The organism is Streptomyces sp. NPDC058650, from assembly GCF_042717315.1.
GTDB lineage: Bacteria > Actinomycetota > Actinomycetes > Streptomycetales > Streptomycetaceae > Streptomyces.
Window position 1 is genome coordinate 1 of the sequence record NZ_JBHXRL010000022.1, and the last position, 15,089, is coordinate 15,089.

The window sequence follows — 15,089 nt, forward strand, 5'->3', positions numbered from 1 at the left end:
TATTCCGCGCCGCGGCTGTTGTCCACCCCCCCGTCTTGTGGGGTTTGTATATCCCCGCGGGGGGGGGGGGGGGGCCCCCACCCGCCCCGTCGCCCCCCCCCCACACCCCTGTCATGCCCGGTGATCAGAGCAGGCGGCCGCCGAACGGCGGGAAGCCGTAGTACGTGCCCAGCTCCTCGCGGTACCCCGAGTCGCCGAGGTGCTTCTCACGGTGGAACTCGGGGGCGTCCTTGATCTGTTCCTTGGTCAGGTCGACGAAGATCTTCCCGTCCTCCGGAACGACCCGGGTCACCGTGCTCGCCGGCAGGAGGACCTCCTTCCCGAAGATCCACACGCCGGTGTCCACGACCAGGTAGGCGTCACCGGCCTCGTCGGAGTGCTTGTCGACCTTGCCGATGCTCCCGTCGGTGGCCTCCACCTTGTAGCCGGTGAGATCGGCACCGGCCAGGTGACCCGAGGTCGACTTGTAGCTCCACACATGCTCAGTCACGCGAAAACAACTCCTCCGGTAAAGGGAGTACGGCGAGGAAATTCCCGCCGCCTTTACTTTCCGTACGTCGTGCGCGGCGGACTTCACGTCCCGCCGAAATTCCGCCTACCCCGCTTCCGGTCGCCCATTCACCTCATCCGGATGGGATCCCGGCGCGGATCGGCCGAACGGGCCCGCTACCACCGATACCACCGACCGCTACCGCCCTTGGGGCGGGCGACGAATCCGAGCAGCCAGACGACGAGCAGGACGATCGCGATCCACCAGAGAACCTTCAGCGCGAAACCCGCACCGAAAAGAATCAGGATCAGCAGAAGAACGAGAAGCAGGGGAACCATGATTTTGTACCTCCGGAAAATCATGTGCCCCGGTCTCCTGTTCACACACCTGCGAATGTCCGGTCGCTGAAATCGTCATACGAAGAGGGCCTCACCCTCGGGAAGGAAACGCGCGCCCGACCCTACGGAGCGTCAGACCTCGCCCCGGGTCACGGTGCGCATCTTCGCCACCGGTGCGCCCGTCGACGAACCTACGGGGCCCCTCACCGCCAACGGCGAGGTGCGCAACTCGCTCACCCCGACCGCACAGAGACGATCCGTGATCTGCGACATCGCGTGGACTTTGGCCCGATCGTGCCGGCCGTGCTCGACGGCGGCCCGGCAGGCCCGGTCGGCGCACGACTGCACGACCGTGCCGCGCCGTCGTCAGTCCACTGGTGGCAGCAACGGCCCCAGCGGGCCGAGGTCGAGGTTGAGGTCCGCGAGCGTGAATCCATGCTCGGCGCAGAGGTCGGCCAGGGCGTCGTGCAGGGCCATCAGGGTGGCGCCCAGCTCCTCTTCCTGTTCGTCGGTGAGGTCGCCTGCGTCGACACGCCGCAGAGCCTGGCGCTCGATGAGCTGGCGAAGGAGTTCCACGAGAGTCAGGACGAGTTTCAGGAGGTCTTCCTCCACCGACTCACGGTCGGTCCGGATCCTGCGTGCGGGATGTCGGGGTTCGTCGGCAGGGGTGGGCGGCGCTTGGAGTAGGCGGAAGGCGTCGCCCAGTGAGGCGCCGGCCTCGCCCAGGGCCCTGGAGAACTCCGGGGAGCTGCGCCGCTCCCCGCTGCCCGGGCTCACCGCGTTCACGTCCGTCCCCGGTCGACAGGCCGCCACGGCTCTGTCTCGGAGTCGACGGACACGATCAGGGCACGGAGCGAGATGCGGACGAGGTCGATGTCAGCGATCGAGAGCATGATGTCGCCGGAGAGAACCACGCCCCCGCTGAGCAGCCTGTCGAGCAGGTCGACCAGCGCGACCTGGCGTCCGGGCAGCGGTTCGGACGACCGGGCGACGGTCATGGCGCTCCCCCGGTCCGCCTGTCCGACTCGTTCGACTCGTTCGACTCGTTCGACTCGTTCGACGCGTCCGACGCGGTTGACTCGTTCGGCTCATTCGCCGGAGGCGGGGCGGGTTGCGGTGTCGGCATGGCGAAGGAGTACGGGGCCCATGGGCCGGTGACTTCGACGCGTACGCCTTCCGAAACGTCACCTTCGTCTACGTCGTCGACATCCCGCGTCACCGCGCTCAGCGCCGCCCGGAACGCCTCGGCCCGGTCGTCCGGGACGAGGTAGGCGTCGTTGAGGACGTTCTCCTCAGGGCCCGCCAGGGCGCCACGCTGCGCGGGGTGGCGCACACGGTGCGTACTGAACTCGGAGGCGAGGGTCTCGACGCGCTCGGCGACCTGTTGGGCACGCTGGTACCGGCTCTCCTGGGCACTGTGCTGGGCCCGACGCTGCCGCAGGTACGCCCTGCCGGGACTGAGAGCGGAGGCGTCGCCGGGCCGGTCCTCGCCGCCGGCCTCCTCCGAGGGGCCGGCAGGGGGGACGTACAGCTTGACGCCGAACTCGCTCTGGCCCCGGAGCAGGGCGATCCGTGCGGCGAAGGCATCGCGTTGCGCGAGGAGGGCTCGGCGGGCGCGCTCGTCGTTCTGGTAGACGGTCGCCAGGCGGAGTGGGAGAACGGTGTCGTGGCGGGCGATCGCCTGGACGACCTCGTGATGGGCTCGGGCGATGCCTTCCAGCCACTCCAGGTCCTCGAAGCGGTCCTTCAGCGTCCGTTCGTCGAAGTCGTGTGCCGCGACGCGGCTGATGACGAACGCCACCGCGGGCGGAACGTCCTCGGTGCGTGTGCCCGATGCGCTCTCGCCCAGGAGGAGCACGGGCGCCTCCGACACACCACGGACGTCCAAGAGGCCTTCGCGCAGCCGGCGCGTGTCCGGAGCCGCGGCGTAGACGTAGACGAGGTCCTCTCGACCGTTCATTTCGTGCGCCTTCGAGGTGCTCCCGGTGCCGCACCGCTTCCGGGCTCCTCAGGCGGTTCCCCGGCTGCCGGCGCCGCACGCCGCGTCTCCTCCAGTTCCGCGCGGAGGCGACGGTTCTCCTCCAGCTCGGCGCGGAGGCGTCGGTTCTCCTCCTCCAGAGCGGCGGCACTGTGCCCAGACGACAGGGAGGGGTCGTGCTCCCACCAGTCGATGCCCATCTCCTTCGCCTTGTCGACGGAAGCGACCAGGATCCGCAGTTTGATCGTCAACAGCTCGATGTCGAGCAGGTTGATGCGTATGTCCCCGGCGATGACGATTCCCTTGTCGAGGACGCGTTCGAGGATGTCCGCGAGGTTCGCGGAGGAACTCGGCCCGTAGGGCATCGGCGCGGCCCGAGACGGGGCGGGTCCGAAGCGGTCGGGCAGGGGGTCAGACACGGCGGCGTCCTCGGAATCCGGTCATGGCAGTTGCCGCCGGTGAGCGGTGATCTCCGTCAGCCGATCGAGCAGCTCGTCCTCGCGTCGGTCGAATGTCTCCTGGTCGATCTCCCCTCGTACGAGCCGCTCTTCCAGGGCCGCGAGCTCCCGCCAGACCGGAGCAGGGTCGTAGTACTCCTCCTCCGCACGCTCCGCCACCCTTTCCGCGACCCAGACGACGCCGCGCACCGGGGCGAGGGGGAGTGTCAGCAGGTACGAAACCAGACCCATGCCCGTCGCCCTCCTTTCAGTCAGCCGTCACCGCACGAAGCTGTACGGTGGCAGGGGGCCGCTCAGCCGGAACACGACCTCGGCCTGATCGTCGAGCTGCCGGGCGAGCTCCGCCTGCGCCGTGAGGAACTCCTTCTTCCGGTCCTCGGCGACCAGCAGCGAGCAGTTGAGGAAGTCCTCGCCCGACGCCTGCCGGACGCTGTGTTCGCGGGCGAACGGCAGCAGCGCATCGATCAGTTCCGCCGCCAGGACGTCCTGCCGTTCCCGTACCTGCGTGGCGACGATCTGGCCGAGAGCCATCGGGAGCTGGGGGTCCGGATCCCCGGCGCGGATGCGCTCGTTGAGCTCATGCGCTTCCGGCGTCTCCCGCAGAATCCGGCGCAGGAACTCGTCCTCGGCCAGGGCCGCTCGTACGTGGTACTCGGCGCAGCCGTCGAGGCGCTCCAGGTCGGCCAGATATCTGTCGGCGTTGTTGTGGAGCACGTGCCGGACCGTCGACTCGTCCGGTGCGGTGTAGCCGAACTGCAGGGGCAGAACGGGGCCACCCTCCATGAGACGTTCCTGTACTTCCTGGTGGATCAGCAGGTCACGTCGCTTGGGCCGGATCTCCTCGGAGATGTCACTGACCACCGCACGGATGGGCCCTGACTCGAGGGCGCGCACGGGGGCCGCATCCGAGCCGACGCCGGACATGTCCTCGATCGCGAGCGGATGGCTCGTCGCGACGATCGCGTAGACGTAGAGGGCCATGAGTCACTCCTTCTCCCGCCGCGCCGATCGTCGGGCTGCGGGCCGGCGGCGCCGGGGAGCGGGCTCCTCCTCCGCCTTCTCCGTCTCCTCCGCTTCCTCCTCTTCCGGCTCCTCGTCGTCGCCACGGGATTTCCCGGTGAGGGACTGGGTCACGGCGTCGACCGCCCCACCGATCGCTCCCTTCGACTTCCCGTGGGCTCCGTCTTCCACCATGTTCCCGACAACCTCGGGAAGCTGAGCCGGAGCCTTGCGACCGGCTTCGAGGTCGAGTCTGTTGCACGCTTCCGCGAAGCGGAGGTAGGTGTCCACACTGGCGACCACGATCCGGGCATCGATCTTGATGATCTCGATGCCGACCAGTGAGACGCGGACGAAGACATCGATCACCAGGCCGCGGTCCAGTATCAGTTCCAGGACGTCGTAGAGGCTGCCCGTCGACCCCCCACCTCTGCTCATGGCACTGCCGCTCTGCGGCACCATGGTCATGGCGCCTCCCTTCACGGCCGGGCACGTCAGGTCGGCCGATCGATCATTCCGCGGTTGTAGCGGCGAGTTCGCTCGAAGGAGATCAACGCGCCGCTCTCGTCCAGCATGACGCTGTAGCTTCCCAACACGCTGGTCGTGTCGGGAATGCGCTCCAGCTCCACGACTTCGACCCGCGCTTCCCAACCCGAGTCGGTGGGTTTGAGCGAGGAGACGGATTCGGGCACTCGGCCGAGCAGCTTGGCCAGTTGGTCGATGGCCGAACTCATCGCTTCTCCTGCGTCCACGGCTTTCCGACGCCGTGCCGCAGACGCCTTCCGCGCGGGCGTCCGCGGCTCCCGGCCGTCGTCATCGGCGGCACGAGAGGCTGCCCGTCGGGGGCGAGCCGGATCTGCTGAGGCCATGTCGGCCCTTCCAGAAGATGTGCGGCCATTAAAGGCCTAGAATTTCATGGTATACGGGTATACGCCAGGCCCGGGAGATGCGGACTCGTTCCCGCCGCCCGAAGGGGCGTCCCTTTGCGGCCGAGGGTGCGGATGCACGACGCGTGGCGTCCGTGCACCGCCAGCGATTCGGTACGCGGCGACGACGAGGCCGCTGGCACCCGGTGAAGGGACAGAGGCCATGCAGGACACGACCAAGATCGCCCTTGCGGCCGCCGTGGCCGGCGGGTACGTACTGGGACGGACGAAGAAGGGTCGCCTCGCGTTCACCGTGGCGACCTATCTCGCGGGCCGGCGCTTCGGCCTCGAACCGGGGCAGCTCGTGTCCCAGGGGCTGAGCAAGCTCAAGGACATACCTCAGGTGGCAGAGATCGGCGATCAGCTGAAGGGCGAGGCCATGGACGCCGGTCGCCAGGCACTGACAGCGGCGGCGAACCGCAAGCTGGCCGACTTCGCCGACTCACTCCACGAGCGGACGCTGGCGCTCGGCAGTGAGAGAGAGGACGAGGACGGACGGGAGGAGGACGAGGAAGCCGACGACGAGGACGGACGGTACGAGGACGAGGACGAGGAAGAGGAGGAGGAAGAGGAGGAGGACGAGGAAGAGGACGGACGGTACGAGGACGAGGAGGAGGACGAGGAAGAGGAAGAGGAAGCCGGCGACGAGGACGGACGGTACAAGGACGACGAGGGAAGGGGTGACGGCGAGGAGGAGGGGGAACGGGACGACGAGGACTACGAAGACGAAGAGGCGCGGGAGGAGGAAGCGGAGCCTGACGAGACGGAGGAGGAAGCGGAGCCTGACGAGACGGAGGAGGCCGAGGAAACAGAACCTGAGTCGGACGAGCCACGCTCGCGCCGGACTTCACGGCCGTCATCCCGTTCTCGAACCAGGGGGACCGCCGAGTCCCGCCCGCGCAAGGCGTCCCAGGGGCGCAGCGCAAGGGCGCCGGCGAAGAAGACGGCGACGACGTCGGCAAGGAAGTCCGCCGCACCCAAGAAGACAGCCGGTTCCAAGGAGTCCGCCGCCCCGGCGAGGAAGACGACTGCCGGCAAGTCGACCTCGCAGACGGCCACCAAGAAGAAGTCGGTGGCGAGGAAATCCCCGGCGAAGGAGAGCGCGGCGGAGAAGCGGACGTCGAGCCGGGCACCCGCGAAGAAGGCCGCGACGTCGAAGAAGACCGCCCCCGCGAAGAAGGCCGCTCCGGCGAAGAAGACCGCATCGGCGAAAAAGGCCTCACCCGCGAAGAAGGCCGCACCGGCGAAGAAGAGCTCACCGGCGAAGAAGACCGCACCCGCGAGGAAGACGACAACTCGTAAGACGACGACAGCCAAGAAGACCGCGGCGCGAAAGAGCCCGGCACGCAAGCCGACGGCTAAGAAGACGGCTACGCGCAAGCCGTCGACGCGGAGGTAGGCCATGGCACGCGAAGACCGCACCCAAGGCAACGAGTCGCAATCCGGACTCGACCGGCTGCTCGGAGAACTCGGCGACTTCCTCAGCGCCCAGACGGGCCAACTCGCCGAGAAGGCCACGGACAAGCTCGGGGACGTCACTGACCAGCTCAACGACGTGGCCGAGAACGGCGGCAAGCTCACGGACATCGGTGGGCGCATGCTCCAGGGGGATTCCCCGGTCAAGGCCATCGTGGGCGGGTCGCTCGGCGGTCTGAAGGACAAGGTCACCGACGCCGCGTCCAACCTGTTCGGCTCGGGCAAAGGCAAGCGCAAGAGTGGGACTCAGAAGATCACCAGCATCGTCGAGACCATCGACGTGGGTGCTCCGCTGCGCAGGGTCTACGACCACTGGACCCAGTACGAGGACTTCAGCGGGTTCGCGAAAGGCGTCCGCAACGTCTCGCAGGCGGACGAGACCACCAGCGACTGGAAGGTCAAGGTGGCATTCTCGACACGCAGTTGGAAGGCCACGGTCCAGGAGCAGGTGCCGGACGACCACATCGTCTGGACCTCAGAGGGTGCCAAGGGGTCGACCCGCGGCTGCGTCAGCTTCCACGACCTTGGCCCGTCCCTCACTCGCATCCTGGTCACCGTCGAGTACTACCCGTCCGGCCTGTTCGAGAAGACGGGCAACATCTGGCGTGCGCAGGGCCGCCGTCTCAGGCTCGACCTGAAGCACTTCCGCCGCTTCGTCACCCTCACCGACGACGAGCCGGAAGGCTGGCGGGGCGAGATCCGCGACGGCGAAGTGGTCCGCTCGCACGAGGACGCGGTTGAGGAAGAGGAACAGGAGGCGGACGAATACGACGAGGAGGAAGAGCCCGAGGAGGGCTACGAGGACGAGGACGAGGAGGCGTACGACGAACCCGCTGAGGAGGACGACGAGGCGTACGAGGAGGGCTACGCCGAGAGCGCCGAGGATGCGGGCGAGGGCGACGACGAGGAGCAGGGCGAGGAAGAGGACGAGGGCGAGGAAGAGGAAGAGGAAGAGGAAGAGGACGAGGACGACGCGTACGAGGCCGCTGGTTCTCGCCGCCGCGGACGATGAGCCTCGACTTTCAGCGAAAGGAGCGGCCCATCCGGCCGCTCCTTTCTCGGGTTTCTCGGGCAGGCAAGGCCCGGTCAGCGCTCAGTGCCTCAGCGTGTCCTTGGCCTTCTCCCCTGCCTGCTTGGCGTCGGCCGCCGCCTGCTCGGCACGCCCCTTCATCTCCAGACTCTCGTTTCCGACGGCCTTACCCGTGGTCTCCTTGGCCTTGCCCTTGGCGCCTTTCGCCATGTTCTTGGCCTTCTTGCCTCCGGCCATGTCAGTCACCTTCCCGCAGGTCACACGTACCATCCGCCATCTGACGGGTGTCCTACGCCGCGACTACCCCTGACGTCCAGGCGTATGCCTGGTCAGTGCTTGAAGAGGTCCTTGCCCCTCTCCTTTGCCTCCCGCGCCTTGCCCCGGATACCCAGAGCGACGCCCTTGGTCGCCGTGGTCTCCTTGCCCCGTGAATGGCCGGATTTCCGCATGGCCTTTCCGGTGGCCTGCTCGGCCTTGGCCTTGGCCTTCTCCTTCGCGCTCATGTCGGTCCCTTCTCGGGTGCTCATTGCACCGCTTACCCACCACGAAAGCAGGCAAGCGAGGACTCCCGCCTCGGCCGCCAAAAAGAGGCCCTGCCCGGCCGGGGCGACGCGCCGGAGGGCAGCCCGCTATCGGCGCCGCATCCGGCCGTGGTGAGTACATCGCGAACGTTTTCGATCAGTCCGTGATCCACGATGTGCACCGCCGTCGGAAGTCAGGCGACTGGTGGTAGCCCCGGCGGTGGAGACCGGGCCCACGAGGGTCAGGGGCACCGCTGGGCGGCCGCACAGGCGTCGAGCTCGGACCCACTATCCGGGTCGAGGACCTGCGCCGCTCAGGGCGGCGCCATCCGTGCGGCCGGCCCCGTACGGGAAGGTGGCTGCGCATCCGGTGCTCATCGTCGGGGCGAGCCCGACCCCAAGGATCTCCGGGTCGTCGCCGCCGTACGGCTTAATCCGGCCAGTTGGAGGGATGGGATCCGGCAGACGGGTAGTCGATGACCATGGACACCACATCGACCACCCCATTGCGCGCCGTCGCGCTCGTCTGCACCCTCTCCCCCTCCCCCGCGTCTTCCAGCTCCCAGTTGCTCGCTGAACAGACGATGGACGCGCTCTCCGAGCACGGGGTGACGGGGAAGACCATTCGGATCGTGGACCACGATGTGAAGTCCGGCGTGCAGACCGACATGGGCGACGGCGACGCCTGGCCGGCGATCCGGGACACGATCCTCGGCGCCGACATCCTGGTCCTCTCCACACCGATCTGGCTGGGCCACCCCTCCAGCGTGGCCCAGCGTGTCCTGGAACGCCTGGACGCGGAGCTCTCCGAGACCGACGACGAGGGTCGCATGCTCACGTACGGCAAGGTCGCCGCGGTCTGCGTGGTCGGCAACGAGGACGGCGCGCACAAGGTCAGCGCCGACCTCTTCCAGGGGCTCAACGACGTCGGGTTCTCCCTCGCACCCAACGCCGTCACCTATTGGGTCGGCGAAGCCATGCAGGGCACCGACTACCAGGACCTCGACAACACCCCCGAGAAGACCGCGGCGACCACCGCCACCCTCGCCGCCAACACGGCCCACCTCGCCCGCCGCCTCAAGGCCGCCCCCTACCCGCCCTCTTCCTGACCGCCCTCTTCCTGACCGTGCGGCCCTCACCGCGCGCCCCTCACCACACAGCACGACGGAGATCTCGATGTCCCCCCAGGAATCACCCCACGTTCCCGACCCTGTGACCCGCCACCCCCAGCCTCCGTTCCCCGAGCAGCACCAGGACCATCCCGGTTGGACCGACCGGATGACCCCCCGGCCCGACCACGGCGAGGACTCCTATCGGGGCCACGACGTGCTGCGCGACCGGGCTACGGTCATCACCGGCGGCGATTCCGGGATCGGCAGGGCCGTCTGTCTGGCTTTCGCACGTGAGGGCGCCGATGTCGTCTTCACCTATCTGCCCGAGGAGGCGGACGAGGCGGACGAGACGGCCCGGCTGGTCCGCGAGGCGGGACGCACGGCCGTGCCCGTCGTGTGCGACATCCGCGACGAGGACCAGTGCACGACCCTGATCGACCGGGCGGTGGGCGAACTGGGACGCGTCGACATCCTCGTCAACAACGCCGCCTACCAGATGTCCCAACCCGACGGGATCGAGGCCATCACCACGGATCAGTTCGACCGGGTGATGAAGACCAACCTGTACGGGATGTTCTGGCTCTCCCGCAAGGCCCTGGCCCACATGCCCCGCGGCGGGTGCATCATCAACACCACGTCCGTACAGGGCTACCAGCCCAGCCCGCACCTACTCGACTACGCCATGACCAAGTCGGCGATCATCTCCTTCACCCACTCCCTGGCGCAGATGGTCGCCGAGCGCGGTATCCGGGTCAACGCCGTCGCACCCGGCCCGGTCTGGACACCGCTCATCCCCGCGACCATGCCCCAGACGAAGGACTTCGGCGACCAGTCACCGATGGGCCGCCCCGCGCAGCCGGCGGAAATGGCCCCCGCGTACGTCTTCCTGGCCTCGCCCCAGTCGAGCTACATCACCGGGGAGATCGTCAACGCCACCGGAGGAACCCCACTGCCCTGAACCATGTCGAGAGTCGCGCCCCGGTCCGTCCCGGAGCCGGCCCGGATCGAGCCCGGGGCAAGGGCCCGCCCGACGACGGGGACGGCGGGGACGACGAGACGAGGCCCGCTTCACGCTCACCTCCGCCGCCGGCACCGGAGTGGGTGGGCGGCCGTATGCGCGCCCCGCCTCGGGGCATGACGCTCGCGGCGTTCCGGCGGGTGCCGGGGTGAGACGGCGCGGCGGCTCACCTCACCGGTTGGCGACCTTGCGGACGTTCTCCACGCTGCCGCAATCCGACGCCAGTTGCTTCGCGCGTTCCTCCCGGAACGCGGCGCCCAATTCGGCCCGGCGCTCGTCGGGAACGTTCTCCCTGGCGCCGTTGAGGATCGTCCGTTCCTCCTCGTCGACGTGGTGGGAGACCGCCTCCACCAGGTCCTCCAGCCGCGAGTCCCATTCGTCGGAGCCGACGTCCTCGACCTCGAGCAGGGCAAGGAGCGCCTTGTTCCCCTCGGTGTGCTCCCCCGTACCGTGCTCCACTTCCTCGTCGTCGATGTCCCGGAAGCGCTTGAGCGCCCCGTAGACCTCGGCCTCCTCCGCCTCACCGTGCGCCACGAGAAGCGCCGAGAACTCCTTCAGCGCGGCCGCGCGGTCGGACTCGACGCTCCGCATGCGGCGGAACAGGTCCTCCATGGTGCGGTGATCCTTGAGGATGGCCGCGACGACATCCTGGTCTTCCTTGTTGCCCGTACCCACCGTCGTCCTCCTCGCTCGATGTTCTGGTCGCCTCCCACCGAAGGCGTCCGGACCGTTGCGGTTCCTTCGGCTGCTACCCCTGGCCGGTCGGGACAAGCACGTTTTCCCCGGAGGGGCCAGCTGGTCTCGTTCGCGCGGCCGGAGCGGCGCCTGCCGGCCGTAGACGTCCACACTCATGGCGTGCCGCACTCCGGCGCCGCCGGTCCGGGGTCTGCCCTCCGGACACCCGCCGGGATCCGGGCACAAGGCCGCATGACCGCGCATGTCGCCTGATCGAGCGCCTCCGCGGGTCAGAAAAGAGGTCAGGCGGAGCGTCGCCGCGTCCTGGGCCCGGCTTGTCCCGTGCGGGGCGTGGAATGCACTCGGCCCGCAGGGGTAGGCGCCTCATCATGAACGGGACAGAGCACTGGAAACCGGGCGAGATCGCACCGCGGAGCGGCATCTACGCCGGTGACCGCGGCAAGGAACACCTGTGGAGCAAGAGCACCGACGTTCGCGGGCGCCGGTTCCCACCTCTGCCCTACGACTGCTCGGGGCAGTCCTGGGCCCCGCGCACACATGCCCACCCCGACGCGGAGTGACGACTGCTGACGGCGAGACCCTCGCGGACGGTTGCCGAAGGCATCGAGGGCTGGGGACCGTCCCCTCCGCACTCGAACGACTCGGAGAGAAGGGCGCCTTCGGGCACCCGGACAGCCGGTCGGTCGTCGGCCGTCGGCCGTCGGTCGGTCGCCGGTCGCCGTCGCCGGTGGTACAGAGCCGTCATCGACGTAGGCTCGGAACAGGCTCCGAAAGGGGATGGTCCGTATGTGTCGCTGGCTCGCCTACTCTGGTTCGCCGGTGCTGCTCGACACCGTGCTCTACCGCCCCGAGCACTCGCTGATCAACCAGAGCCTCCACGCCCGGATGGGCGTCGAGTCGACCAACGGCGACGGATTCGGCGCCGGGTGGTACAGCGCGGACGGCGACGGAACACCGGCGGTATTTCGCGATGTCGGGCCGGCCTGGAACAACCGCAACCTGCGCGAGCTCTCCGCGCATGTCCGCTCTTCCCTCTTCTTCGCCCACGTACGTGCCTCCACCGGCTCCGCTGTCCAGCAGACCAACTGCCACCCGTTCCGTCACGGCCGGTGGCTGTGGATGCACAACGGGGCCATCGCCGACTTCCCCCGGTTGCAACGCGATCTCTGCATGGCCGTCGACCCTGTGCTCTTCCCCTCCATCGAAGGATCGACGGACTCCGAAGTGATGTTCTACCTGGCGGTCACCTTCGGCCTCGACCAGGACGTCCCGGGCGCGGTGGCTCGGATGGCGGGCCTGGTGGAGCACCTCGGCAGAGAACACGGCGTGGCCGATCCGCTCCAGATGACGGTGGCGGTGAGCGACGGAGAGCGCGTGTGGGCCTTCCGGTATGCCAGCCAGGGCAAGCCCCGCTCGCTCTTCTACAGCAGCAGGGCCGAGTCAGTCCGGCGTCTTCACCCTGAACTGGACTTCCTCAGGGAGATCTCCGACGAGACCCGCATCGTGGTCTCCGAGCCCTTGGGCGACCTCCCGGGTGTGTGGAACGAACTGCCCGAGGGCAGCTACGCCGTGATCCCGTCCGTCCAGGGCAGGGACTACCTCCCGTTCTCCCCGATCGCGTGACACCGACGTAGCCGCGCCCGCGCGCCCGCTGCTTGGGTCGGGTCGGGCTGCTCCTGACAGCCATCCGGACCGCGGGCGAGGAAGGGGAAGCGCTTGGCCGCCGTTCTCCGGGCCCCCGTCGTGTTCGCGGAGTGCGCCGAGCAGTCAGTCGCAGGGCATGACCCGTGGGGCCTTCCCCTGGGCCCGATGGCCGCTCGCGACCGCCCCCGGCCGTCACCGGCCGTGCGCCTCGGCGACGGACCGTACCCGTGGCGCGGGCCGACGGGCGGTCGGTCCGCTGGCAGTCGTCGTGCCAGAGCCACCGGCAACGCGGGGACCAGCGTGTCCGCGCGCTCGCCCCCGACCGCGCGGTCGGGGACGTGCTCGGCGTCGCCCGTCGGGGTGCCCGCACTCCGGGTCTCCGGCGTCCGCTGGGCCGAGGCGGACATCGACCCGGGTGGCACCGACCTGACCGCGCTGTTCACGGAAGTCGACGCCGTCGTCCACCTCGCGTGGACGTTCCAGCCCACCCACGAGCCCGTGGAAACCTGGCGCACCAACGTCCTGGGCGGTATCCCAGGCTCTGCACACCGACGACGCCGCGCGTGCCGCGCTGGCCGCCGCCTGGCGGTGACTCGGGGGCCGCAGGAGCCGTATTGCGGACTCCGCCGGATAGTCCGGTGGAAGATCAATGCCATGGGCGGCCACCCCATTGGCCGACCCTGTCCGTCGGCCGTCCTACGGGCGGGTGATCGCAGAGACGCACTTGACGCGGGACTCGTCGTCGGCCTACGGATCGCGGCGGACGCCCTGTGACAGTGCGGAGGCGCTTCGGGTTCGCTGCCTCTGCCTTGCGATCAGTGAGGGTGGCCGGCTCCGTCAGCTCGTCCTCGCCGGACCAGGAACGGATCTTGAACCGTGTGCCGCCCGCCCGCTGTCCCGGCGTGGTGATCAGGGACAGCGCGCGTCGGCCGCGTGGTCAGTCGAGCCAGATCGAGCGGACCCCGCTCAGGGGGTCCTCGGCGATCCGGGGCTCGGCGTCCCAGATCATCGTGGCGCGCTGGTCGGTGGTGTAGCGCGGCCAGTCGGCGCCCGGGTCCTGGTCCGTCACGAAGGCGACCCAGGCCCGGTGCATGGCGTCGGCCAGGGCGCGCGGCGGTGTGGCCCCGGCGACGGGTGCGACGCCTTCGGAGTCGAGGACGTCGAAGGCGAACGGCAGGTCGAGGCAGTGGATGGCGATGCCCATGACCGGTGAGCGCCAGGCGAACTCGTAGAGCCAGGTGGGCTGTTCCCGCGCCGCGCGGGCGTCCGCGAGGGCGAGGTTCGGGGCGCGGAAGACCGCGTCCGTCATCGCCTGGCCGAAGAGGGAGGCCTCGCCGCCCTTCGCGTACGCCTCGGTGAAGGCGTCGGTCCGGGCGGCGTCGAGGCCGACGCCCCCGAGCAGGAGCGGCAGCGGGACGCCCTCGGGCGCGGGAACCATCGTGAACTCGTGCTCGGTGAAGCCGACCATCAGCGGGACGCCGTCGCCCGCGCCGCCCGTCGTCAGGGCCTTCTGCGCGGGTACGGGGATCAGCTCGCCGTCCGCGAAGGGCGCGAGGGCCAGGAGCGGCAGGCCCTCGCGGTCCGGGCCCTCCTCGGCCAGCCGGTCCTGGAGCGCGAGCATCTCGTCGTCGCCGAGGTCCCGTAGCGCGGCCGCGGTCGCGGGGACCCCGGTGCGGGAGGTGAGGAGCCGGGCGGTGGCGCGGGCGACCTCGGGACCGTCGGGGTCCAGGACCGCGCCCGAGACGGAGATCACGCCGCGGAACAGGTCCCGGGCCGACGGGACGGCCAGGAGGGTCTGGACGGCGCCGCCGCCGGCCGACTGTCCGGCGATGGTGACCTTGGCCGGGTCGCCACCGAAGGCCGCGATGTTGTCGCGGACCCATTCCAGGGCGGCTATCCAGTCCCGTACGCCTCGGTTGTCGGGGGCGTCCTCCAGGTGGAGGAAGCCCTCGATGCCGAGCCGGTAGCCGAGCGAGACGACGATGACACCGTCACGGTTGAAGGCGGCCCCGTCGTACCAGGGGCTGGCCGCCGAACCGGCGACGTAGCCGCCGCCGTGGATCCAGACGAGGACGGGGAGCCCGGCCTCCGGGGCGGTGTCGGGGGTGAAGACGTTGAGGTTGAGGACGCCTTCACCCGGGATGGTGGGCTCGGGGATGATCACGACCTCGCCGAAGGGTCGGCGCTGCGCGGTCGGGCCGTACGCGGTGGCGTCGAGCGGCTCCGTCCACGGCTCCGGCGGGACGGGCGCGGCGAACCGCAGGTCGCCCACGGGGGGCTGCGCGTACGGGATGCCCAGGAAGCGGAGGCTGCCGTCCGCACGACGTTCGCCGCGGACGGGCCCTCGGGCGGTGGTGACGGTCGTGCTCATGCGGTGCTGCTCCTTCTGCGCGGGGGCGACAC

The 15,089-nt window shown here is 69.3% G+C and carries 20 protein-coding genes; 6 read left to right on the forward strand and 14 right to left on the reverse strand.

The window, feature by feature from the left end; translation table 11 throughout:
* Positions 1 to 124 precede the first annotated feature (124 nt).
* The 10 genes from ACFWWU_RS30095 to ACFWWU_RS30140 form a co-directional block, all read right to left on the reverse strand.
* Positions 125 to 490, reverse strand: a complete 366-nt coding sequence (locus ACFWWU_RS30095; RefSeq protein ID WP_384149855.1) for a PRC-barrel domain-containing protein — start codon at positions 488 to 490, stop codon at positions 125 to 127.
* A gap of 176 nt (positions 491 to 666) precedes the next feature.
* The gene (locus tag ACFWWU_RS30100; protein ID WP_384149858.1) at positions 667 to 828 is read right to left on the reverse strand and encodes a DUF5670 family protein; all 162 of its coding nucleotides are present in this window, start codon (positions 826 to 828) and stop codon (positions 667 to 669) included.
* A gap of 366 nt (positions 829 to 1,194) precedes the next feature.
* Positions 1,195 to 1,614 (reverse strand): gas vesicle protein K, encoded by a 420-nt coding sequence (locus tag ACFWWU_RS30105; protein ID WP_384149861.1) that lies wholly within the window; start codon positions 1,612 to 1,614, stop codon positions 1,195 to 1,197.
* Positions 1,611 to 1,826, reverse strand: coding sequence for a gas vesicle protein (locus tag ACFWWU_RS30110; protein ID WP_384149864.1), 216 nt, complete (start codon positions 1,824 to 1,826; stop codon positions 1,611 to 1,613). The genes ACFWWU_RS30105 and ACFWWU_RS30110 overlap by 4 nt, the downstream gene beginning before the upstream one ends.
* Positions 1,823 to 2,788, reverse strand: coding sequence for a GvpL/GvpF family gas vesicle protein (locus tag ACFWWU_RS30115; protein ID WP_384149867.1), 966 nt, complete (start codon positions 2,786 to 2,788; stop codon positions 1,823 to 1,825). Before ACFWWU_RS30115 ends, ACFWWU_RS30110 begins: the two co-directional genes overlap by 4 nt.
* On the reverse strand, positions 2,785 to 3,225 hold the full coding sequence (locus ACFWWU_RS30120; RefSeq protein ID WP_384149870.1) for a gas vesicle protein: 441 nt from the start codon (positions 3,223 to 3,225) through the stop codon (positions 2,785 to 2,787). The genes ACFWWU_RS30115 and ACFWWU_RS30120 overlap by 4 nt, the downstream gene beginning before the upstream one ends.
* A 21-nt stretch (positions 3,226 to 3,246) precedes the next feature.
* A complete protein-coding gene (locus ACFWWU_RS30125) occupies positions 3,247 to 3,495 on the reverse strand; it encodes a gas vesicle protein GvpG (protein ID WP_384149873.1) in 249 nt (82 codons plus the stop codon).
* A 27-nt stretch (positions 3,496 to 3,522) separates the two neighbouring features.
* On the reverse strand, positions 3,523 to 4,245 hold the full coding sequence (locus tag ACFWWU_RS30130) for a GvpL/GvpF family gas vesicle protein (RefSeq protein ID WP_384149876.1): 723 nt from the start codon (positions 4,243 to 4,245) through the stop codon (positions 3,523 to 3,525).
* Positions 4,246 to 4,248: 3 nt separating this feature from the next.
* Positions 4,249 to 4,731 carry a gas vesicle structural protein GvpA gene (locus ACFWWU_RS30135; RefSeq protein ID WP_384149879.1) on the reverse strand — a complete coding sequence of 161 codons (483 nt, stop codon included), beginning with the start codon at positions 4,729 to 4,731 and terminating at the stop codon, positions 4,249 to 4,251.
* Between the two features lie 26 nt (positions 4,732 to 4,757).
* Positions 4,758 to 5,132, reverse strand: a complete 375-nt coding sequence (locus ACFWWU_RS30140) for a gas vesicle protein (RefSeq protein WP_384149882.1) — start codon at positions 5,130 to 5,132, stop codon at positions 4,758 to 4,760.
* Between the two features lie 220 nt (positions 5,133 to 5,352).
* On the opposite strand from ACFWWU_RS30140, the gene ACFWWU_RS30145 reads away from it, so the two are divergent.
* Together ACFWWU_RS30145 and ACFWWU_RS30150 are read left to right on the forward strand one after the other, a co-directional pair.
* A complete protein-coding gene (locus tag ACFWWU_RS30145) occupies positions 5,353 to 6,588 on the forward strand; it encodes a histone protein (protein ID WP_384149885.1) in 1,236 nt (411 codons plus the stop codon).
* 3 nt (positions 6,589 to 6,591) lie between these two features.
* A complete protein-coding gene (locus ACFWWU_RS30150) occupies positions 6,592 to 7,677 on the forward strand; it encodes an SRPBCC family protein (RefSeq protein WP_384149888.1) in 1,086 nt (361 codons plus the stop codon).
* An 81-nt stretch (positions 7,678 to 7,758) separates the two neighbouring features.
* On the opposite strand, the gene ACFWWU_RS30155 is transcribed toward ACFWWU_RS30150, so the two are convergent.
* Together ACFWWU_RS30155 and ACFWWU_RS30160 are read right to left on the reverse strand one after the other, a co-directional pair.
* Positions 7,759 to 7,932 carry a CsbD family protein gene (locus tag ACFWWU_RS30155; protein ID WP_384149891.1) on the reverse strand — a complete coding sequence of 58 codons (174 nt, stop codon included), beginning with the start codon at positions 7,930 to 7,932 and terminating at the stop codon, positions 7,759 to 7,761.
* 92 nt (positions 7,933 to 8,024) lie between these two features.
* On the reverse strand, positions 8,025 to 8,198 hold the full coding sequence (locus ACFWWU_RS30160) for a hypothetical protein (protein WP_384149893.1): 174 nt from the start codon (positions 8,196 to 8,198) through the stop codon (positions 8,025 to 8,027).
* Positions 8,199 to 8,698: 500 nt separating this feature from the next.
* Here ACFWWU_RS30160 and ACFWWU_RS30165 point away from each other — a divergent pair, with 500 nt between their 5' ends.
* On the forward strand, positions 8,699 to 9,325 hold the full coding sequence (locus tag ACFWWU_RS30165) for a flavodoxin family protein (protein ID WP_384149896.1): 627 nt from the start codon (positions 8,699 to 8,701) through the stop codon (positions 9,323 to 9,325).
* Positions 9,326 to 9,392: 67 nt separating this feature from the next.
* Positions 9,393 to 10,286, forward strand: coding sequence for an SDR family oxidoreductase (locus ACFWWU_RS30170; protein WP_384149899.1), 894 nt, complete (start codon positions 9,393 to 9,395; stop codon positions 10,284 to 10,286).
* A 231-nt stretch (positions 10,287 to 10,517) separates the two neighbouring features.
* Here ACFWWU_RS30170 and ACFWWU_RS30175 read toward each other — a convergent pair whose 3' ends face one another.
* Entirely contained in the window at positions 10,518 to 11,021 is a 504-nt protein-coding gene (locus ACFWWU_RS30175; protein ID WP_384149902.1) for a hemerythrin domain-containing protein, read from the reverse strand.
* Positions 11,022 to 11,410: 389 nt separating this feature from the next.
* Between ACFWWU_RS30175 and ACFWWU_RS30180 the strand changes: the two genes are divergently transcribed.
* Together ACFWWU_RS30180 and ACFWWU_RS30185 are read left to right on the forward strand one after the other, a co-directional pair.
* The gene (locus ACFWWU_RS30180; protein WP_384149905.1) at positions 11,411 to 11,602 is read left to right on the forward strand and encodes a hypothetical protein; all 192 of its coding nucleotides are present in this window, start codon (positions 11,411 to 11,413) and stop codon (positions 11,600 to 11,602) included.
* A 226-nt stretch (positions 11,603 to 11,828) separates the two neighbouring features.
* A complete protein-coding gene (locus ACFWWU_RS30185) occupies positions 11,829 to 12,665 on the forward strand; it encodes a class II glutamine amidotransferase (RefSeq protein ID WP_384149908.1) in 837 nt (278 codons plus the stop codon).
* A gap of 958 nt (positions 12,666 to 13,623) precedes the next feature.
* Here ACFWWU_RS30185 and ACFWWU_RS30190 read toward each other — a convergent pair.
* Positions 13,624 to 15,057, reverse strand: coding sequence for a carboxylesterase/lipase family protein (locus tag ACFWWU_RS30190; protein ID WP_384149911.1), 1,434 nt, complete (start codon positions 15,055 to 15,057; stop codon positions 13,624 to 13,626).
* Positions 15,058 to 15,089: the final 32 nt, after the last annotated feature.